14 protein-coding genes and 1 riboswitch are annotated in these 16,845 nt (G+C 69.4%); of the genes, 7 read left to right on the top strand and 7 right to left on the bottom strand.

Annotated features, from left to right (window positions below):
* Positions 1–111: 111 nt before the first annotated feature.
* Positions 112–954, bottom strand: coding sequence for a hypothetical protein (locus tag ACFVV0_RS08025; RefSeq protein ID WP_387061814.1), 843 nt, complete (start codon positions 952–954; stop codon positions 112–114).
* 126 nt (positions 955–1,080) lie between these two features.
* Here ACFVV0_RS08025 and ACFVV0_RS08020 point away from each other — a divergent pair, with 126 nt between their 5' ends.
* Positions 1,081–1,596, top strand: coding sequence for a VOC family protein (locus ACFVV0_RS08020; RefSeq protein ID WP_387060789.1), 516 nt, complete (start codon positions 1,081–1,083; stop codon positions 1,594–1,596).
* A 20-nt stretch (positions 1,597–1,616) separates the two neighbouring features.
* Here the strand turns inward: ACFVV0_RS08020 and ACFVV0_RS08015 are convergent, their stop codons facing one another.
* Positions 1,617–2,207: a CoA-binding protein gene (locus tag ACFVV0_RS08015; protein WP_387060787.1), complete on the bottom strand. Its 591-nt coding sequence runs from the start codon at positions 2,205–2,207 to the stop codon at positions 1,617–1,619.
* Entirely contained in the window at positions 2,204–3,502 is a 1,299-nt protein-coding gene (locus tag ACFVV0_RS08010; RefSeq protein WP_387060784.1) for an O-acetylhomoserine aminocarboxypropyltransferase/cysteine synthase family protein, read from the bottom strand. Before ACFVV0_RS08010 ends, ACFVV0_RS08015 begins: the two co-directional genes overlap by 4 nt.
* A 99-nt stretch (positions 3,503–3,601) precedes the next feature.
* Positions 3,602–3,668, top strand: a riboswitch (guanidine-III (ykkC-III) riboswitch).
* 13 nt (positions 3,669–3,681) lie between these two features.
* Here ACFVV0_RS08010 and ACFVV0_RS08005 point away from each other — a divergent pair.
* Complete coding sequence (locus ACFVV0_RS08005) at positions 3,682–4,002, top strand: DMT family transporter (RefSeq protein WP_387061774.1); 321 nt, start codon at positions 3,682–3,684, stop codon at positions 4,000–4,002.
* 14 nt (positions 4,003–4,016) lie between these two features.
* Here the strand turns inward: ACFVV0_RS08005 and ACFVV0_RS08000 are convergent, their stop codons facing one another.
* From ACFVV0_RS08000 to ACFVV0_RS07990, 3 genes are read right to left on the bottom strand one after another with little or no spacing between them, the layout of a single operon-like run.
* Positions 4,017–5,036, bottom strand: a complete 1,020-nt coding sequence (locus ACFVV0_RS08000; RefSeq protein WP_387060781.1) for a YeiH family protein — start codon at positions 5,034–5,036, stop codon at positions 4,017–4,019.
* A gap of 6 nt (positions 5,037–5,042) precedes the next feature.
* Positions 5,043–6,656, bottom strand: coding sequence for a protease pro-enzyme activation domain-containing protein (locus ACFVV0_RS07995; protein ID WP_387060778.1), 1,614 nt, complete (start codon positions 6,654–6,656; stop codon positions 5,043–5,045).
* A gap of 52 nt (positions 6,657–6,708) precedes the next feature.
* On the bottom strand, positions 6,709–8,337 hold the full coding sequence (locus ACFVV0_RS07990) for a dolichyl-phosphate-mannose--protein mannosyltransferase (protein ID WP_387060775.1): 1,629 nt from the start codon (positions 8,335–8,337) through the stop codon (positions 6,709–6,711).
* A 68-nt stretch (positions 8,338–8,405) separates the two neighbouring features.
* On the opposite strand from ACFVV0_RS07990, the gene rsmI reads away from it, so the two are divergent.
* From rsmI to ACFVV0_RS07965, 5 genes are read left to right on the top strand one after another with little or no spacing between them, the layout of a single operon-like run.
* Positions 8,406–9,248 (top strand): 16S rRNA (cytidine(1402)-2'-O)-methyltransferase, encoded by an 843-nt coding sequence (gene rsmI, locus ACFVV0_RS07985; RefSeq protein WP_387060772.1) that lies wholly within the window; start codon positions 8,406–8,408, stop codon positions 9,246–9,248.
* A 41-nt stretch (positions 9,249–9,289) separates the two neighbouring features.
* Positions 9,290–10,879, top strand: a complete 1,590-nt coding sequence (gene metG / locus ACFVV0_RS07980) for a methionine--tRNA ligase (RefSeq protein WP_387060769.1) — start codon at positions 9,290–9,292, stop codon at positions 10,877–10,879.
* On the top strand, positions 10,876–11,805 hold the full coding sequence (locus ACFVV0_RS07975) for a TatD family hydrolase (RefSeq protein WP_387060766.1): 930 nt from the start codon (positions 10,876–10,878) through the stop codon (positions 11,803–11,805). Before metG ends, ACFVV0_RS07975 begins: the two co-directional genes overlap by 4 nt.
* Positions 11,802–12,662, top strand: coding sequence for a 16S rRNA (adenine(1518)-N(6)/adenine(1519)-N(6))-dimethyltransferase RsmA (gene rsmA, locus ACFVV0_RS07970; RefSeq protein WP_387060763.1), 861 nt, complete (start codon positions 11,802–11,804; stop codon positions 12,660–12,662). Before ACFVV0_RS07975 ends, rsmA begins: the two co-directional genes overlap by 4 nt.
* A 45-nt stretch (positions 12,663–12,707) precedes the next feature.
* A complete protein-coding gene (locus ACFVV0_RS07965; RefSeq protein ID WP_387060760.1) occupies positions 12,708–13,640 on the top strand; it encodes a 4-(cytidine 5'-diphospho)-2-C-methyl-D-erythritol kinase in 933 nt (310 codons plus the stop codon).
* A 240-nt stretch (positions 13,641–13,880) separates the two neighbouring features.
* Here ACFVV0_RS07965 and ACFVV0_RS07960 read toward each other — a convergent pair whose 3' ends face one another.
* Positions 13,881–16,733 carry a LuxR C-terminal-related transcriptional regulator gene (locus tag ACFVV0_RS07960; RefSeq protein ID WP_387060757.1) on the bottom strand — a complete coding sequence of 951 codons (2,853 nt, stop codon included), beginning with the start codon at positions 16,731–16,733 and terminating at the stop codon, positions 13,881–13,883.
* Positions 16,734–16,845 lie beyond the last annotated feature (112 nt).

The raw sequence follows: 16,845 nt of genomic DNA, 5'->3' as shown, positions 1-16,845 counted from the left end.
CATCTGCACCTGCAGGCGATGGACAGCGCCGTTCTCTCGGTCGCTCGAGGTGTGCAGGGCCAGGGGGATGCCCGGCGAGGGCGCCGTGGTGGAGCGGCTCCCGGAGGCCGCCTAGGAGCGTGGGAAGTACCGAACGACGAGGTCGAACAGCTCCTGCACGGTGTTCCTCACCGTCTGGCTCTGCTTCACGATCCGGTTGGCCGCGACGATCTCGGCGTCGAACTTCTCGAGCAGCCGACTGTCGGGAAGATTGCTGGCGGCATTGATCGCCTTCTTGCAGCCGGTCGCTCCGACGGTGACTCCGAGCCCGGTCACGATCAGATTCTCCAGTTCCGGCTCCTCCACCACGTTCTGCGTTCCCTTCACACCGGTCCACGCGGCGAGGGCGCACTTCACGACGGCCGTCCTCGTCGTCGACCCCTTGGCGTAGAGGGTGGCGAGCGCCGTTCCCGTCGTATTGAGGACCGCCGTCTCGAGCTGGATCTGCTGGTTCCAGGCGACGGTGAGGTTCTGGTGGGGCGAGATTCTGATGTTGTGGTAATAGTCGGGAAGTTGCACGACGTCGCGCGGAGCGGCCAGCCCGAGGCGGGCGTAGTGCCCGGCGAACGTTGTTTGGAAAATGTCGGAGCGCGGGGTCGAGAACACGGTGGTCACGACATGGCGACCCGCGTCGTAGTCGGCGATGTTCCAGACCTGGTCCGAATCGTTGAAGAGATAGGTGTGCCCGCCCGGTTCCGAGCACACGAAGACAGTGGACACCGGAGGGGAGATCGCCACCTGTGTCCAGTACTGCGGGCATCCGACAGCGGGAGGTGAGTTGTCGATCCACGATCCGACCGACGCCGGTGCGGACGCGGACGCGGGTGGAGCCGCGCCGCCGCAGAGCGCGATCGCGACGATGATGCCGATCATCGATCCGGTCAAGCGGCCGATGCTGCTTCTTCTCGAGTTCATGATCATGAGACGACGCCTCGCAAACTGAGTTCGCCTCACAATACACCTCGGATTCAGGCCAGAAATTGTCCTTTATCGCTCGTAGGGTGAGACCAGAATCGATGAGCGAACGAGGGAGACAGCATCATGGCTGAACAGACCGGATACACGACCGTCGCGCCCTGGATCGTCACGGACGACACCGGCGCACTCCTCGAGTTCGTCTCCACGGCCTTCGAGGGAGTGGAGCTCGCCCGGGTGGCCGTCGAGGACGGCACGATCGGGCATGCCGAGATCCGCGTCGGCGACACCGTACTGCTCGCCTTCGACCGACGGCTCGACTGGCCGTCGATGCCGTCCCTGCTGCGGGTCTTCGTCCCGGATGCGGATGCAGCCGTCGCGCGGGCGGTCGCAGCGGGCGCGCACATCGTGACACCGTTGTCGAACAGTGCGTGGGGAGACCGCGGTGGCCGCGTGCGCGATCCCTTCGGCAACATCTGGTGGGTCATGGCGCACGTCGAGGACGTACCGGAGGATCAGACCTGGATACGGATGGCCGAGCCCGAGTTCGCCGCGTCGATGCGTGTGGCGCAGGAGACCCTCGACGCCGAGCTGAGTGGACGCGACACCGGCACGGCGAGCCGTCCCGTCGCTCCGAGCTGAGTCACCCGGGGCGGGTCGCGCTACCGGAGCGTCTTGCGCGAGGAGATCTGGCCGGTGTCGAAGCCGAGAAGGTGCAGTCCGCCGTGGAAGCGAGCGTGCTCGACCTTGATGCAGCGGTCCATCACGACCGTGAGGCCCTTCGACTCCCCGTACTCGGCAGCCTCCTGGTTCCAGATGCCGAGCTGCACCCAGACGGTGGGTGCGCCCACGGCGACGACGTCGTCGATCACGCTCGGGATGTCGGCGGCGCGCCGGAAGACGTCGACGATGTCCGGAACCTCGGGCAGCGAGGCCAGGTCGGGATACGCCTTCTGGCCCAGGATCGTGTCGGCGTTCGGGTTCACGAAATACACCCGGTAGTCGCTCGACTGCTGGAGGTACGTGCCGACGAAGTAGCTCGAGCGGGTCGGATTGGGGGAGGCTCCGACGATCGCGATCGACCGTGCGGCCCGCAGGATCTTGAGGCGCTGTTTCGCATCCGGACCGACCCAGGTGCGCTGCGACTTCAGCAGCTTGGCGAGAGGGGAGTTCGACGGGACCGAGCAGCTGAGCCCGTTCGCGAGCTGAACCTCGGCAGTGTCGGCGTCAGCCGGCGCATCCGTGATCGTCATGCGTTCGTCTCCTTCAATGCGGCCGTGAGGGCCTGGTCGAGGTCGTAGATGATGTCATCAACGTCTTCGATGCCCACGCTAATCCTCACGACGCCGGGAAGCACGCCGGCGTCGAGCAGCTGCTGCTCCGTGAGCTGCGCATGCGTGGTCGACGCCGGATGGATGACGAGGGTCTTGGCGTCGCCGATGTTCGCCAGGTGGCTGGCGAGGTCGACGTTCTCGATGAACGACTGGCCGACTTCGCGGCCGCCCTTCACGACGAAGGAGAAGACGCTCCCCGGCCCCTTCGGCAGGTACTTGAGGGCCCGGTCGTGGTGTGGATGCGCGGGCAGGCCGGCCCAGAACACCGACTCGATGCGCGGGTCGGCGTCCAGCCACTCGGCGACGATCCGCGCATTGTCGACGTGCGCCTGGATGCGGTACGGAAGCGTCTCGACGCCCTGCGCGAGCAGGAAGGCCGAGTGCGGAGCGAGCGAGGGTCCGATGTCGCGCAGCTGCTCGGCGCGAAGCCGGGTCAGGAACGCGTACTCGCCGAAGTTCCCCGACCATTCGAGCCCGCCGTAGGAGGGGACGGGCTGGCCGAAGAGCGGGAACTTCTCGCTGTGCCACTCGAAGCGGCCGCTCTCGACCACGACACCGCCGAGCGTCGTGCCGTGGCCGCCGAGGAACTTCGTCGCCGAGTGCACGACGATGTCGGCGCCCCACTCGATCGGTCGGTTGAGGTACGGGGTCGCGATCGTCGAGTCGATGATCAGTGGGATGCCGGTGGCGTGCGCGACCTCCGCGAGACCCTCGATGTCGGCGATCTCCCCGGAGGGGTTCGCGACCGTCTCGGCGAAGATCAGCTTCGTCTTGTCCGTGATCGCGGCCGCATAGTCGGCCGGGTCCGCGCTCTGCACGAACGTGGTCTCGACACCGAAGCGGCGCAGCGTGACATCGAGCTGGGTGATCGACCCGCCGTAGAGGTTGGCCGAGGCGACGATGTGGTCCCCGGCGCCGGCGAGGGAGGCGAAGGTGATGTACTGCGCGCTCAGTCCGCTTGCCGTGGCGACGGCGCCGAGGCCGCCCTCCAGGCTGGCGACGCGCTCCTCGAAGGATGCGACGGTCGGGTTGGCGAGACGCGAGTAGATGTTGCCGTACTTCTGCAGGGCGAACCTGGCTGCCGCATCCGCCGTGTCGTCGAACACGAACGCGCTCGTCTGGTAGATCGGGAGGGCGCGGGCGCCGGTCACCGGATCGGGGATGTTGCCCGCATGAATTGCACGCGTGCGGAAGCCATATTCGCGATCAGCCATGAGGTCACGCTACCGGAGCGGCGACGGACGCCCGGTGCGACCTCGTAACATGCCGCAACCCGTCTCAGCTGCGCTGCACCGACGTTCTGGTACACTTGTACTAGGGCGTGGATGCACGACCCCCGGACGACGGATCAGTACCCGGTGCGCGACAAGACTGGCCACGGGAGTGCAGCATGTTGTCCTGGATCGTTCTGATCGCATCCGGAATCCTCGAAGCCGTCTGGGCCACCGCCCTCGGCAAGGCGGAAGGCTTCACGAAGCTCTGGCCGTCGGTCACCTTCGGAGTCGCGCTGGTCGCCTCGATGGCGGGCCTCGCCTTCGCCATGCGCGACATCTCCACCGGAACCGCCTACGCGGTCTGGGTCGGCATCGGAGCAGCCCTCACGGTGCTCTACGCGATGGTCTTTGGTGATGACGGCTTCTCGCTCGTGAAAGTGCTGCTCATCGTCGGTCTGGTCGGCTGCGTCGTCGGACTCAAGCTGGTCGATTCCCACTAGGCGTTCTCGCCTGATCAGCTGGAGATCCACACCGCCCCGAGGGCGAGGGCCGCGATGAGCACCCACGAGAGCAGGCCGACGGCGAGTGCCCGCCAGCCCGTGCCGAGCAGGGTGCGCAGCCGCACAGCCGTGCCGAGCCCGAAGAGCGCCATCGCCAGCAGCGCCGTCTGCACGGTGTCGGCGCCGTCGATGACCACGTCGGGAAGCGGGATGAAAGAGCGCACCAGCACGGCGACGATGAACCCGGCGACGAACAGCGGCACGATCGGCGGGCGCTTCGCCGCGGGGTCTGGCTCGACGTTGCGGCGACGCTCGACGACGGAGGCGATCGCCACCATCGGGGCGAGCATCAGCACGCGGGTGAGCTTGACGACGATCGCGACGGCGAGGGCTGCGGATCCTGCGATCTGAGCAGTCGCGACGACCTGGCCGACATCGTGCACGCCGGCCCCCACCCAGTGTCCGTACTGCAGCGTGCTCAGCCCCAGCGGATGCCACAGCACCGGCAGCACGAAGATCGCGAGCGTGCCGCACAGGGTGACGAGGGCGACCGGGGTGGCGGTCTCCTCATCCTTCGACTTCACGATTCCGCTCATCGCGCCGATCGCCGAGGCGCCGCAGATCGAGAACCCGGTGGCGACGAGAAGCGGCTGATGGCCCGGCAGCTTGAACAGGCGCCCCAGCCACATCGTGCCGACGAACGTGACCAGCACGATGGCGACGGTCGTCAGGATGCTCACCCAGCCGAGACCCGCGATGTCACCCAGGCTGAGCTTCAGCCCCAGCAGAACGACGCCGATGCGCATGAGGCGCTTCGCGGCGGTCGAGAGGCCCGGCTTCAGGATGCCCGTCACCGCCGGGCGCGCGAACGGCAGCTGGCCGACGATGATCCCGAGCACGACGGCGGCGGTCAGCAGTGGCACGGCCGGCACGAGCCAGTGGATGCCCCAGGCCGCCAGGGCTGCGAGCCCGGCCACGACGACCCCCGGCAGCCAGGGGAGTGTTGTGCGGGAAGCAGGGGCGACGGAACTCATCACCCCCTATTCTGACGGCACCGGCCCTGCAGCATGAGCCGCCAGCAGCGCCGTTCCGTCCGGCACTCCGAGTCCGGTGCACGCATCCCAGCCCGGGCCGGCCGTGAACGCGCCGTTGTCACCGGTCGTGATGTCGCGGAAACCCGCCGCCACCTGTCCCTGCGCGATCGAGCCGTAGAGCGCGGGCTGGGCGAGGCCGAGGGGCCTGCCGGTGGACTGGACGATGCGGGCGATGAGAGCTGCCCACAGCGGCGAGACAGCGCTGGTGCCGCCGATGACGAGGTCTCTGCCGTCCACGCGCACGCGGTAGCCGGTCTGCGGATCGGCCACGCCCGCCACATCCGGCACGCCGCGCCCGCTCGGGCCGTTCGCCGCACCGCCCGCGTCGACGCCTTCGGCACCGGTCGGCACGCCGACCTTCGCCTGCCAGGAGGGCTGTGGGAAGGTCGCGCTCACGCCGCCTCCGGTCGCCCCACCGCCGTTGCCGTTGTTCCACACGGTCTCCGAGTGCACCACCCCGGTGGCGGCGTCGGCCGCGAGCCGGGTGCCGCCGCAGGCGAGCGCGTGGGGTGAGGAGGCCGGGAAGTCGACGTGAGCCCTCCCGTCGGCCACCCGGTCGTCGCTGCCGTCGTCGCCGGCGGCGGCGGTCGTGGTCACTCCGAGTGCAGCGGCGTCCACGAGGGCGTCGTCGAACGCCGTCCGTGCCTGCTGCGTCCAGGCGTCCTCGCTCTGGCCCCAGCTGATGCTGATGGCCGCCGGTGTCGGGGTGGCGTGCGCGGCGGCGATCACCGCATCCACGAAACCGGCGTCGGTGTTGGGCGCGAAGTAGACGACGATGTCGGCACCGGGGGCCAGCGCTCCGGCGACCTCGATGTCGAGCATGACCTCGCCGTCCGCGCCGTTGGGATCGGAGCCCGGGGAGTTCGTGCCGCCGTCGACGCCGACCGCGGTGACCGTGGGTCCGGTGATCCCCAGGTCGGCGAAGTAGGTGTCCAGGTCGGCCTGCACGTAGCCGCCGCCGAGTTCGATGATGGCGATCGTCTGGCCTGAGCCGTCGGTCCCTTCGGGGAACTTGTAGATAGCGCCCAGTTCGAGCGGGGTGTAGCTCGTGCTCACCGCCCGGGGGAGCGCCACCCGGAAGAGCGCGCGCGCCTGGGGCCGGTCGTCGAGGCCGAGGACGGCGGTCACGATCCCGTCGAGGGCGGCGGGGATGCTCAACCCGCCGGTGCGGTGCCGGTGCGTGACGCCGACATCGCTCGCATCGCTCTCCGCTTCGGTCAGGTCGGTGCCGAAGACCCGGGCCATCACGCGCGCCGGACCGGACACGCGCACTCGCCGCTCGGCGGCGTTCGCGTCGACCAGGGAGACGCCGAGCGGTTCGAGGGTCGACGTCACGAGGTCGAGGTCCTCCTGCGATGCGCCGTAGGCGCTCGCGAACTCGTCGCGGCTCAGCGGCGAGGCGAGCGCATCATCCGGGACGGCTGCGCGGCGGCGCAGGATGAGGGTGGCCTCGACCGGCGCATCCGGAGCGAGCGCGCCGTGGGGCCGCACGCCGGGGGCATCCGGTCGTTCACTACCGGCGAGGGGAACGAGGTCGAGGGGCTGCTCTGCATCCGTCATACCCCACGGTCTACCACCAGGCTCCGACGCTGCAAGATGCGCCGGACGGTTCTCAGACCCAGCTCGGCAGCCACATATGGATCTGCCAGAACCAGAACGGCACGGTCTGCGCCGTCCAGATCGGATAGAAGAACGCGGTGACGAGAACGACGAAGACGAGGTAGATCCCGACGATCCAGAGGCCGCGCACGCGCCGCCACCTCGCATCCGAGCGTCTGCCGATGATCAACCCGATCGCGAACGTCAGCGCCAGTATCAGGTACGGCTCGAAGGCGATCGAGTAGAACGTGAAGATTGTGCGATTGATGTAGAGGAGCCACGGCAGGTATCCCGCGGCGAGACCGGTGAGGATCAGCCCGACCTGCCACTCCCGGTACCGTGCCAGCCGGTAGACGAGGTAGAACACGGCCGCGGCCGCCGCCCACCAGATGAGCGGGTTGCCCAGCGAGGTGATCGCCGACGAGCAGGCGCTGACGGTGCATCCGTTCTGCCCGAGGGTCGAGCCCTCGTAGTACATGCTGGTCGGCCGGATCATGAACAGCCAGGTCAGGGGATTCGACTGATACGGATGCGAGACGTGCAAGTTGATGCTGTAGTTGTACATCTCGGTCTGGTAGTGCCAGAGGTTCTGCAACCAGAGCGGCACCCAGTTCAGGGCGCCGGTCCACTCGAGGTGGGTCGCTTGCGCCCAGTTGCGGTAGTAGCCGCCGCTCGTGAAGATCCAGCCCGCCCACGTGGAGACATAGGCGACCAGAGCGATCGGCACCATGAGCACGAAGGTGGCGGGCGCCTGTTTGAGCACGGCGCCGCTGATCCAGAAGGGGAGCCCGACACGGCGGCGGGCCACCGCATCCACCACCACGGTGTAGACGGCGAAGAACGCGAGAAAGTAGAAGCCACTCCACTTGACGCCGGCACAGAGCCCGGTGAGCACGCCGGCCGCGATGAGCCAGGGACGCCACCAGAGCACCGGCCCCCAGGCGGGATCGCCGCCCTTCTCCCGGTCCCTGCCGACAGCCGCCGCCAGCCTGGTCGCGAACCAGTCGCGGTCGAGCAGGATGCAGCCGAACGCCAGCAGCGCCACGAACATCACCGAGTTGTCGAGCAGCGCCACCCGGCTCATCACGATCGCGTGACCGTCGACCGCCATGAGCACGCCGGCGACGGTCGCCAGGATCGTCGATCTGAACAGCTTGCGGGCGATGAGGAAGACGACGAGCACCGCGAGGATGCCCACGATCGCCGTGCTGATCCGCCACCCGAACGAGTTGCCGGCGCCGAAGACGGCCAGTCCGATCGCGATCATCCACTTGCCGAGCGGGGGATGCGCGACGAACGACGGATCGGACGAGAAGATGTCCGTGTGCCCGGCGTTGAACTGCTGATCGGCCTTGTCGGGCCAGCTGCCCTCGTAGCCGAGGTGCATGAGCGTGTAGGCGTCCTTCACGTAGAAGGTCTCGTCGAAAACAAGGGAATGCGGGTTGCCCAGGTTCCACAGCCGGAGGATCGCGGCGAGCAGGGTGACCCCCAGCGGTGCTCCCCAGTACCAGAGCTTCATCCGCAGCGGCGTGCGCAGTCGACGTGCCCACCAGTCGTCGAGTCGGCTGCCGGTCGGCTCGGCCCCGTGCGCGGGCTGATGCTCGGGCCGGCGCGCTGTGCCGAGGGCGGGGGTCGTGGTCACCAGATCATGCTAGGGCGCGAAACCTTTGCACGACCTCCCGACGGCCCAGCGGCTGACAGACTGGACCCATGATCATCCTGGCGGCCACCCCGATCGGCAACCTCAAGGACGCCTCGCTGCGTCTGATCGAGGTGCTCGGCTCGGCCGCGGTCGTCGCGGCGGAAGACACCCGCGTCACGCAGCGGCTGCTCGCCGGCCTCGGCATCGAGAACCGGCCGCGACTGATCGCGCTGCACGACCACAATGAGCGCGACCGGGCCGCCGACCTCGTCGAACTGGCCCGCGAGCAGGATGTCGTCCTCCTGAGCGACGCCGGCATGCCGACCGTGTCCGACCCCGGCTTCCACCTCGTGGAGGCCGCCGCCGCCGCGGGCGTCGTCGTCACCGCCCTCCCCGGTCCCTCGGCAGTCATCACTGCGCTCGCCGTCTCGGGCCTGCCGACCGACCGCTTCACCTTCGAGGGCTTCCTGCCACGCAAGCACGGCGAGAGGATGAGCGCCCTCCGCGCACTCGCCGCCGAACGCCGCACGATGGTCTTCTTCGAGTCGCCGAACCGTCTCGCCGCTTCGCTCGCCGATGTCGCCGCCGTCCTGGGCGACGAGCGCCGCGTGGTCGTCGCGCGGGAACTCACCAAGCTGTTCGAAGAGGTGAAGCGGGGCACCGCATCCGAACTCGCCGCCTGGGCAGCGGCTGGCGTCCGCGGCGAGATCGCCGTCGTCATCGAGGGGGCGCCCGAGCGCACGGTCGACCTCGAAACCGGCGTGACGCAGGTGCTCGCCCTCGTGGCCGCCGGCACGCGGTTGAAGGATGCGTCCGCCGAGGTCGCCGACGCCACCGGACTCGGCAGGCGCGACCTGTATCAGGCGGCGCTGGACCGTCGCTCCGGCAGCGCACCGAGCTCCGGTCGGTAACAAGCGAAACCACCCGTCGGCGCGCCCGTAGGATAGAGGCCATGTCCGACGGCTCTTCGTTCTACATCACCACGCCGATCTTCTACGTGAATGATGTCCCGCACATCGGGCACGCATACACCGAGGTGGCTGCCGATGTCCTCGCCCGCTGGCACCGTCAGGCCGGCGACGACACCTGGCTGCTGACCGGCACCGACGAGCACGGTCAGAAGATCCTGCGCACGGCGACCGCGAACGGCACCACACCCAAGGAGTGGGCCGACCGACTGGTCACCACCGAATGGCTGCCGCTGCTCAAGACGATCGACATCGCGAACGACGACTTCATCCGCACCACCGATGAGCGGCACGAGAAGAACGTGCAGAAGTTCCTGCAGAAGCTCTACGACGACGGGTTCATCTACGCGGGCGAGTACGAGGCGCTCTACTGCGTCGGCTGCGAGGAGTTCAAGCCGCAGTCCGAGATCGTCGACGGCACGGGGGAGTACGAGGGCCAGAAGGTCTGCGCCATCCACTCGAAGCCGCTGGAGTTGCTGCAGGAGAAGAACTACTTCTTCCGTATGAGCCAGTTCGCCGACAAGCTGCTCGCGCTCTACGAGGAGCGCCCCGAATTCGTGCAGCCGGAGTCGGCGCGCAACGAGGTCGCGTCCTTCGTGCGGCAGGGCCTCAGCGACCTGTCGATCTCCCGGTCGAGCTTCGACTGGGGAATCAAGGTCCCGTGGGACGAGTCGCATGTCGTCTACGTGTGGTTCGACGCGCTCCTGAACTACGTCACGGCGGTCGGCTACGGGCAGGACGACGAGACGTTCGACCGGCGCTGGCCGGCGACCCACATCGTCGGTAAGGACATCCTGCGGTTCCACGCCGTCATCTGGCCCGCGATGCTCATGGCCGCAGGCGTCGAGGTTCCGCATCGCGTGTTCGGCCACGGCTGGCTGCTGGTCGGCGGCGAGAAGATGTCGAAGTCCAAGCTGACGGGCATCGCCCCGACGCAGATCACGAACACCTTCGGGTCCGACGCGTTCCGGTACTACTTCATGCGAGCCATCAACTTCGGTCAGGACGGCTCGTTCAGCTGGGAGGACCTGGCGGCGCGCTACCAGGCCGAGCTCGCCAACGGGTTTGGCAACCTCGCCTCGCGCGTGGTCGCGATGGTCACCCGGTACTTCGAAGGCATCGTCCCCGAGCCCGGCACCTACCTGGAGGCCGACTTCACCGTTCAGCAGGTCGTCGCCGCAGCGGCGGCCGACGCAGACGACGCCATCGAGCGACTGGCCGTCCACGACGCCATCACGTCGATCTGGACTGTCGTCGACGAGCTCAACGGCTACATCACGACGCACGAGCCCTGGGCTCTCGCGAAAGACGAGTCGCAGCGCGAACGCCTCGGAACGGTGCTCTACACCGCAGCCGAAGGACTTCGTGCGCTGGCCGTGCTGCTCTCGCCGGTCATCCCGCGTGCCACGCAGAAGCTGTGGGAGGCGCTGGGCGCGGAAGACGAGCTCGGCGCCCTGGACGAGCAGCGCATCCGGGAGGCCGGCGACTGGGGCCAGCTTCCGGTGGGCACCACCGTGAACGGGCTCGAAGCACTGTTCCCGCGGATCGATGCGGATGCGGTGCCCGGCCAATGACCGATCCGGCGTTCATCCGCCAGCGCCACGTCACCGACGGACGTGACCTGGAGTATCCGCCGCTGCCGGAGGCGCTCGTCGTGCCCGTGTACGACAACCACACGCACCTGGAGATCTCGGACGGGGACGACCCGCTCGACTATCGCGAGCAGCTCGACCGCGCCTCGAGCGTGGGCGTGCGCGGGGTCGTGCAGGTCGGCAACGACGTCGAGACGTCACGCTGGTCGGCCGAGATGGCCGCTGTGGAGCCCCGGATGCTCGCCGCCGTCGCCCTGCACCCGAACGACGCCCCCGACTACGCCGAGCGCGGCGAACTGGACGACGCACTCGCGGTGATCGCCGAGCTCGCCGGGCGCCCCCGCGTGCGTGCCGTGGGAGAGACCGGCCTCGACTTCTACCGCACGCCGGACGGCCCGCGTCGCGACTCCCAGTTCCTCTCGTTCAAGGCCCACATCGAGATCGCCAAGCAGAACGACCTCGCCCTGCAGATCCATGACAGGGATGCGCACCGCGACGTCGTCGAGACCCTCAAGCGCGTCGGTGCGCCGGAACGAACCGTGTTCCACTGCTTCTCCGGCGATGCCGAGCTCGCGCAGATCTGCGCGGACAACGGCTGGTACATGTCGTTCGCCGGCAACGTGACCTTCAAGAACGCGGGAACCCTCCGCGAGGCCCTCCTCGCCGCTCCGCGCGCGCTGATCCTCGTCGAGACGGATGCGCCGTTCCTCACACCGTCGCCGTTCCGCGGGCGGCCGAACGCGCCGTACCTCATCCCGCACACGCTGCGCGCGATGGCCGACACGATCGGCACCGACGCGTCGACCCTGGCGGCGCAGATCAGCTCGAACACAGAGCTGGTCTACGGGCGCTGGGATGCCGAACCGGTCGCTTCGCCCCCGACGACGCCGATCGGGATCATCGCGTGAGCGACGTGCGTCTGCTCGGGCCGGCCGAGATCCGCGACCTCGCCGAACTGCTCGACGTGACGCCCACCAAGAAGCTCGGACAGAACTTCGTCATCGACGGGAACACCGTGCGCCGCATCGTCCGGGTCGCCGGCGTCGAGCCGGGCGACACCGTCGTCGAGGTCGGCCCGGGACTCGGCTCGCTCACGCTCGGGCTCCTGGAGGCCGAGGCGCACGTGGTCGCCATCGAGATCGACAAGCGTCTCGCCGCGCAGCTCCCTGCGACCGTCCGCGAGCTCGCGCCCGAGGTCGCCGACCGGCTGACCGTCGTCCGCGACGATGCGCTCGCCGTGACCGACCTGCCGAGCGCTCCGAGCCGGCTCGTCGCCAACCTCCCGTACAACGTGTCGGTGCCGGTGCTGCTGCACTTCCTCGAGCACTTCGACAGCATCCGGTCCGGTGTCGTCATGGTGCAGGCCGAGGTCGGCTACCGGGTGGCCGCCGAGCCAGGATCGAAGGTCTACGGCGCGCCGAGCGTGAAGGCCGCCTGGTACGGATCGTGGCGCACGGCTGGAACGGTCAGCCGTCAGGTCTTCTGGCCGGTTCCGAACGTCGACTCCGTGCTGGTCGCGTTCGAACGGCACGAGGTCGAGCCGGGCGACGAGGCGCTGCGCCTGCGCACGTTCCGGCTGGTCGATGCGGCTTTCCAGCAGCGTCGCAAAATGCTGCGGCAGGCGCTCTCCGGCGTATTCGGCGACTCGGCCACTGCATCCGCGACCCTGGAGGCGGCCGGGCTCGCGCCGACGTTGCGCGGGGAGCAGCTCGGCATCGCGGAGTTCGTTGCACTGGCCCGCGCATCCGCAACCCCCGCCGCCTGACCGTTTGCGAACGGAGCGGCCGCCAACCCCCTGTAGGTTGGATGCATGACCTCGTCGGCGGCCCCTGCGGTGCACGTCAGAGCACCGGGCAAGATCAACGTGTTCATGCGCGTGGGCGCCGTGATGGACGACGGCTACCACGACGTGGCGACCGCATATCAGGCGGTCTCGCTGTACGAAGACGTGCGCGCGTATCCCGCCGACGACTTCTCGGTGAGCTTCACCGGATCGATCGACTCGTCGGAGCTCGCGACCGATGACACGAACCTGGCCCTCAAGGCGGCGCGGATGCTCGCCCGCAAAGCCGGCTACCGCGGCGGAGTGCGACTCGAGATCGAGAAGCACGTTCCGATCGGCGGCGGCATGGGCGGCGGCTCGGCGGATGCAGCGGCCACCCTGGTCGCGTGCGACGCGCTCTGGGGCACCGAGGCCAGCAAAGACGACCTGCACGCGCTGGCGGCCCGCCTCGGCGCCGATGTCCCCTTCGCGCTGCTCGGAGGCACGGCCATCGGCACCGGCCGCGGAGACCGGCTCAGCCCCGCCCTCGCGACCGGCAGCTTCCACTGGGTGCTCGCTCTTCCGGAGGCCCAGCTCAGCACGCCGACCGTCTACACCGAGCTGGACAAGCACCGCGAACGCCACTCGCACGACATCGCACCGGCGCAGCGCAAGCCCAGCGTCGACACCGCCGTGCTCCAAGCCCTTCGCGCGGGCGATCCGCAGATGCTCGCCGAATCGCTGACGAACGACCTGCAGGCGCCGGCCATCCACCTTTCGCCCGAGATCGGGGACGTACTCGAGCTCGGCGAGATGAACGGCGCGCTCGCCGGCATCGTGTCGGGATCCGGTCCGACGGTCGCATTCCTCACGCCCGACCTCGACGGCGCACTCGACCTGCAGATCGCGCTGAGCGCCGCCCGGCTCACCGCCGTGCGGGCGACGGGGCCGGTGCACGGCGCCCGCATCGTCGGAGACTGAGCTTCGCCCCTCAGCCCGTCCGGCTGCGGGAGGCGCGTGCCGACACCCAGGGATGCCTGCACGCGGAGGCGGCATGTCGGGTGTTGAGACGATTCGTAATGAGAAGCGTATCCATGCGTGTCCGTGGGCGGGCATCCCAGGGTGTGGTTCAAAAATAGCGGGCGGGCGAGTGCCCGTCCCAACCCGGGGAGGAAAACCGTCAAGAGTTGACGGGATGCGGTTCCCCGGTCCTGAGGCGCGTCAGCGGGAGACGCGCCGGAGGCTCGCGGACCGGAGCCCGCGGGAGGCGATGCTGAGCTTGCGCAGGTCGCGCCGCGACGTCAGTTCGAGCTTCGCGAGAATGTTGCGCACGTGGAAATTCACCGTCGTGACCGACACGTAGAGCCGCTCCGCGATCTCCTTGTTCGTCATGCCGGCGGCGATGGCGTGGGCGACCTGGCGTTCGCGCGTGGTGAGCGGCGCGAACGGGTCGCCGGGCTCGGTGCGCGGTTCGTCGGCGCCCGCATCCACCTCCTCCAGAAGGCTCGTGCAGCGGGCGAGGTAGGGGGCGGCACCGACCCGGCGGAATGTCACCGAGGCCTGCTCGGCGAGTGCCCGGACCGCTTCGCTGTCGCCGCCCGTGGCGAAGAGCACTCTGGCCGCGTCGAGGGCGGCCACGGCGTGCGGGAACGGGAACCGAGCAGAGCCCGGGTCGCTGAGAGACGCGCCGTAGGCCGCGGCCGCCCCCGCCAGGTCACCCTCGGCTTCGAGCACGCGGCCCTCCAGCCAGCCGAGGGATCCGTAGTACGGGTGCCACGGGCGGCGCGGGTCGGAGCAGGTCTCGAAGGCGGCGCGCGCCTCCTGCGCTCGCCCCAGGGAGGCGAGTGCGTCGACCCGGTAGGTCAGCCAGCCGAGCGACGACGCGCCGATCGCGCCGGCCTCGGCCTGTTCTGTGGCAGCGAGCTGCGCATCCGGCCGGCCGAGGGCACGGGCCAGCTCGGCGCGCGCGAGGTGCGGGATATCCCCGTCGTACGACCCGGCGAAGCCCGGCTTGGCCTGCGCCGCCGACCGGAGGCGCTCCTCGACGGCCGCCCCCTCGCCGCGCCCCGCGCGCACGAGCGTGGAGACGTTGAGGGCGATCGGCCAGCCGGAGAGGTCGGTCTCGTCGAGCGCGAGGGCAACTGCAGCGTCGGCAAGGGTGACGGATTCGTCCCACTCGCCGACCAGGAACAGCACGTGCGCGGCGATGGTGCGCGCGAATCCGGCCGTCCAGCTCGACGGGAAGCGCCGGACCAGCACGTTGGCGCGGGTCAGGTCGTCTCGTGCGCGACCGATGTCTCCCATGAAGATGAACACGCGGGCGCGCGTGACGAGGGCGTCGACGGCTGCCGCCGACTCCGTCGAACCCAGCAGGCCGTCGAGCTCCGCGATCAGCGGCTGGATCAGATCGACGCGGCGGGCGTGCAGGGATGCGTTCAGAATCCAGCCGAGCAGCCGCAGCAGATCGTCGCGCGGCTGGGCGAGCCAGCGGAGCGCCGGGTCGGTGAGCTCGTCCGGGTCGTCCGGTGCCTCCGCGATGTGCTGTCGACCGACGTCGAGGTGGTCGATGGCGGCCGCGAAGTCGCGCATCGCCATCAGCACCTTCGGGATCGCCTCGGCGACGTGCGCGCGGATCGCCCGCTCCTCCGGCGTGACGGCAGGGGCCGCCTCGAGGGCGAGACCCAGGGCGAGCGCACCGGGGATGTCGCCGGTGAGGGTGCGCAGTTCGAGCAGCACGGCATCCCGGACCACCGAGGCGGGAAGGGCCTCGATCGCGGGGGCGAGGTCGAAGATCCGCTCGTGCATCCGCGTGCGCATGGCGAGCAGCCCGATCTCGAGCAGCGCGCGCTCGTGCTCGTCGCCCGCCGCGGACAGGTGCACCGCCGAGCGGGCGTAGCTCATGGCCTGGTCGGCCTGCCCACGGTCGGCGGCGAGCCTGCTCGCCGCCAAGAGCTCGGCGACCAGCGTGGGGTCGGCCGTGTCGGCGGCCTCGACCCGGTGGCGCAACGCACGGTGCCCGGTGAGCACTTCTGCAGCGACGCGGTGGATCTCCACGCGCCGCGCGACGGGAAGCTCGCCGGCGATGGCGTCGGCGAGGATGGCGTGGGCCGGCTCGACCCAGACCACGCCGTCGAGTTCCGTCGAGCGCACGAGACCGCGTGAGACCGCGCCGGCCGCATCCACCTGCACACCGAGCCTGCTCGCGATCGTGCCGAACAGGGGGAGCGGAAGCGAGTCGCGCAGAACCGCGACGATCTGGGTGGCGTCGCGCACCGACGCATCCGCACCCTCCAGCGCGGAGGAGACCGCGGTCGAGAGCGGTGTGATCGCGGCGACCGGAAGATCCCAGCCCGCCGGATGGAGGGCGGACGCGAACGTCTCCCGCAACTGGTGGAGCAGAACGCTCAACAGGAGGGGCGAGCCCTGCGTCGCCTCGGTCAGGCGGGTCGCCGTGCGCCGCGAGATCGCGTGCCCGAGGATGTGCTGCGCCAGGTCCTGCGTGTCGGCCACGGCCAAGGGCGTCAGCTCGATGCGTGCGTGGTTCACCGTGGTCGCCGCGACATCGTCGAACAACGCGACGACGCTGTTCGCGAGTGGACGGGTCGCCGCGATGAAGAGGAATGCCTGGTCGGTGAGCCGGCGCACCACGAAGCGCAGAGCACGGGCCGAAGCCTCGTCGACCCACTGCGCATCGTCGACGACGACGCACACCGGCGACGAGACGCTGTCGATCGCGTCGAGCAGCAGACGACCGACGGCGATCGGCTCATCCGTGGGCTCGGGCGGCCGGATGCGCGTGCCGCTGAGCGCGTTCAGCCCGCGCACGAGACGCTCGACCGTCGAGTAGCTGAGGTCGGATTCGAAGGAGTCGGCGTGCACCCGCAGAACGGTCCAGCCCTCGAGGCGATCGGCCGCATCCGTGAGCAGGGCGGTCTTTCCGAGGCCGGCCTCGCCGCTCACCAGGGCGGTGCCGCCCTGCGAGAGCGCCCGCTGGGCCACCAGAAGCAGGGCGTCGCGCGCGGGATCACGGCCGACGAGTGGCGCGGACGACGGCACCGCAGAGATCTCGGTCACGAACAAACCCCATCCTGACCAGTCCGGCGATATCGGGCGGGTACAGCGCGAGACCGATCGTTGCGATCCTCGCACATCCGGGTAGGCGAGGGGAGCACCCGTTGGAGGGTCG

It is taken from the genome of Leifsonia sp. NPDC058230, from assembly GCF_042882245.1.
Taxonomy (GTDB): Bacteria; Actinomycetota; Actinomycetes; order Actinomycetales; family Microbacteriaceae; genus Leifsonia.
This window is presented reverse-complemented; position numbering and strand designations above follow the sequence as displayed.

Excerpts from the sequence above, each read along its gene's own strand:
- ACFVV0_RS08025 (WP_387061814.1), bottom strand. The coding sequence starts at position 954 with ATGAACTCGAGAAGAAGCAGCATCGGCCGCTTGACCGGATCGATGATC.
- ACFVV0_RS08015 (WP_387060787.1), bottom strand. The coding sequence starts at position 2,207 with ATGACGATCACGGATGCGCCGGCTGACGCCGACACTGCCGAGGTTCAG.
- rsmI (WP_387060772.1), top strand. The coding sequence starts at position 8,406 with ATGATCATCCTGGCGGCCACCCCGATCGGCAACCTCAAGGACGCCTCG.
- ACFVV0_RS07975 (WP_387060766.1), top strand. The coding sequence starts at position 10,876 with ATGACCGATCCGGCGTTCATCCGCCAGCGCCACGTCACCGACGGACGT.
- ACFVV0_RS08010 (WP_387060784.1), bottom strand. The coding sequence starts at position 3,502 with ATGGCTGATCGCGAATATGGCTTCCGCACGCGTGCAATTCATGCGGGC.
- ACFVV0_RS07965 (WP_387060760.1), top strand. The coding sequence starts at position 12,708 with ATGACCTCGTCGGCGGCCCCTGCGGTGCACGTCAGAGCACCGGGCAAG.
- ACFVV0_RS08000 (WP_387060781.1), bottom strand. The coding sequence starts at position 5,036 with ATGAGTTCCGTCGCCCCTGCTTCCCGCACAACACTCCCCTGGCTGCCG.
- ACFVV0_RS08020 (WP_387060789.1), top strand. The coding sequence starts at position 1,081 with ATGGCTGAACAGACCGGATACACGACCGTCGCGCCCTGGATCGTCACG.
- metG (WP_387060769.1), top strand. The coding sequence starts at position 9,290 with ATGTCCGACGGCTCTTCGTTCTACATCACCACGCCGATCTTCTACGTG.
- ACFVV0_RS07995 (WP_387060778.1), bottom strand. The coding sequence starts at position 6,656 with ATGACGGATGCAGAGCAGCCCCTCGACCTCGTTCCCCTCGCCGGTAGT.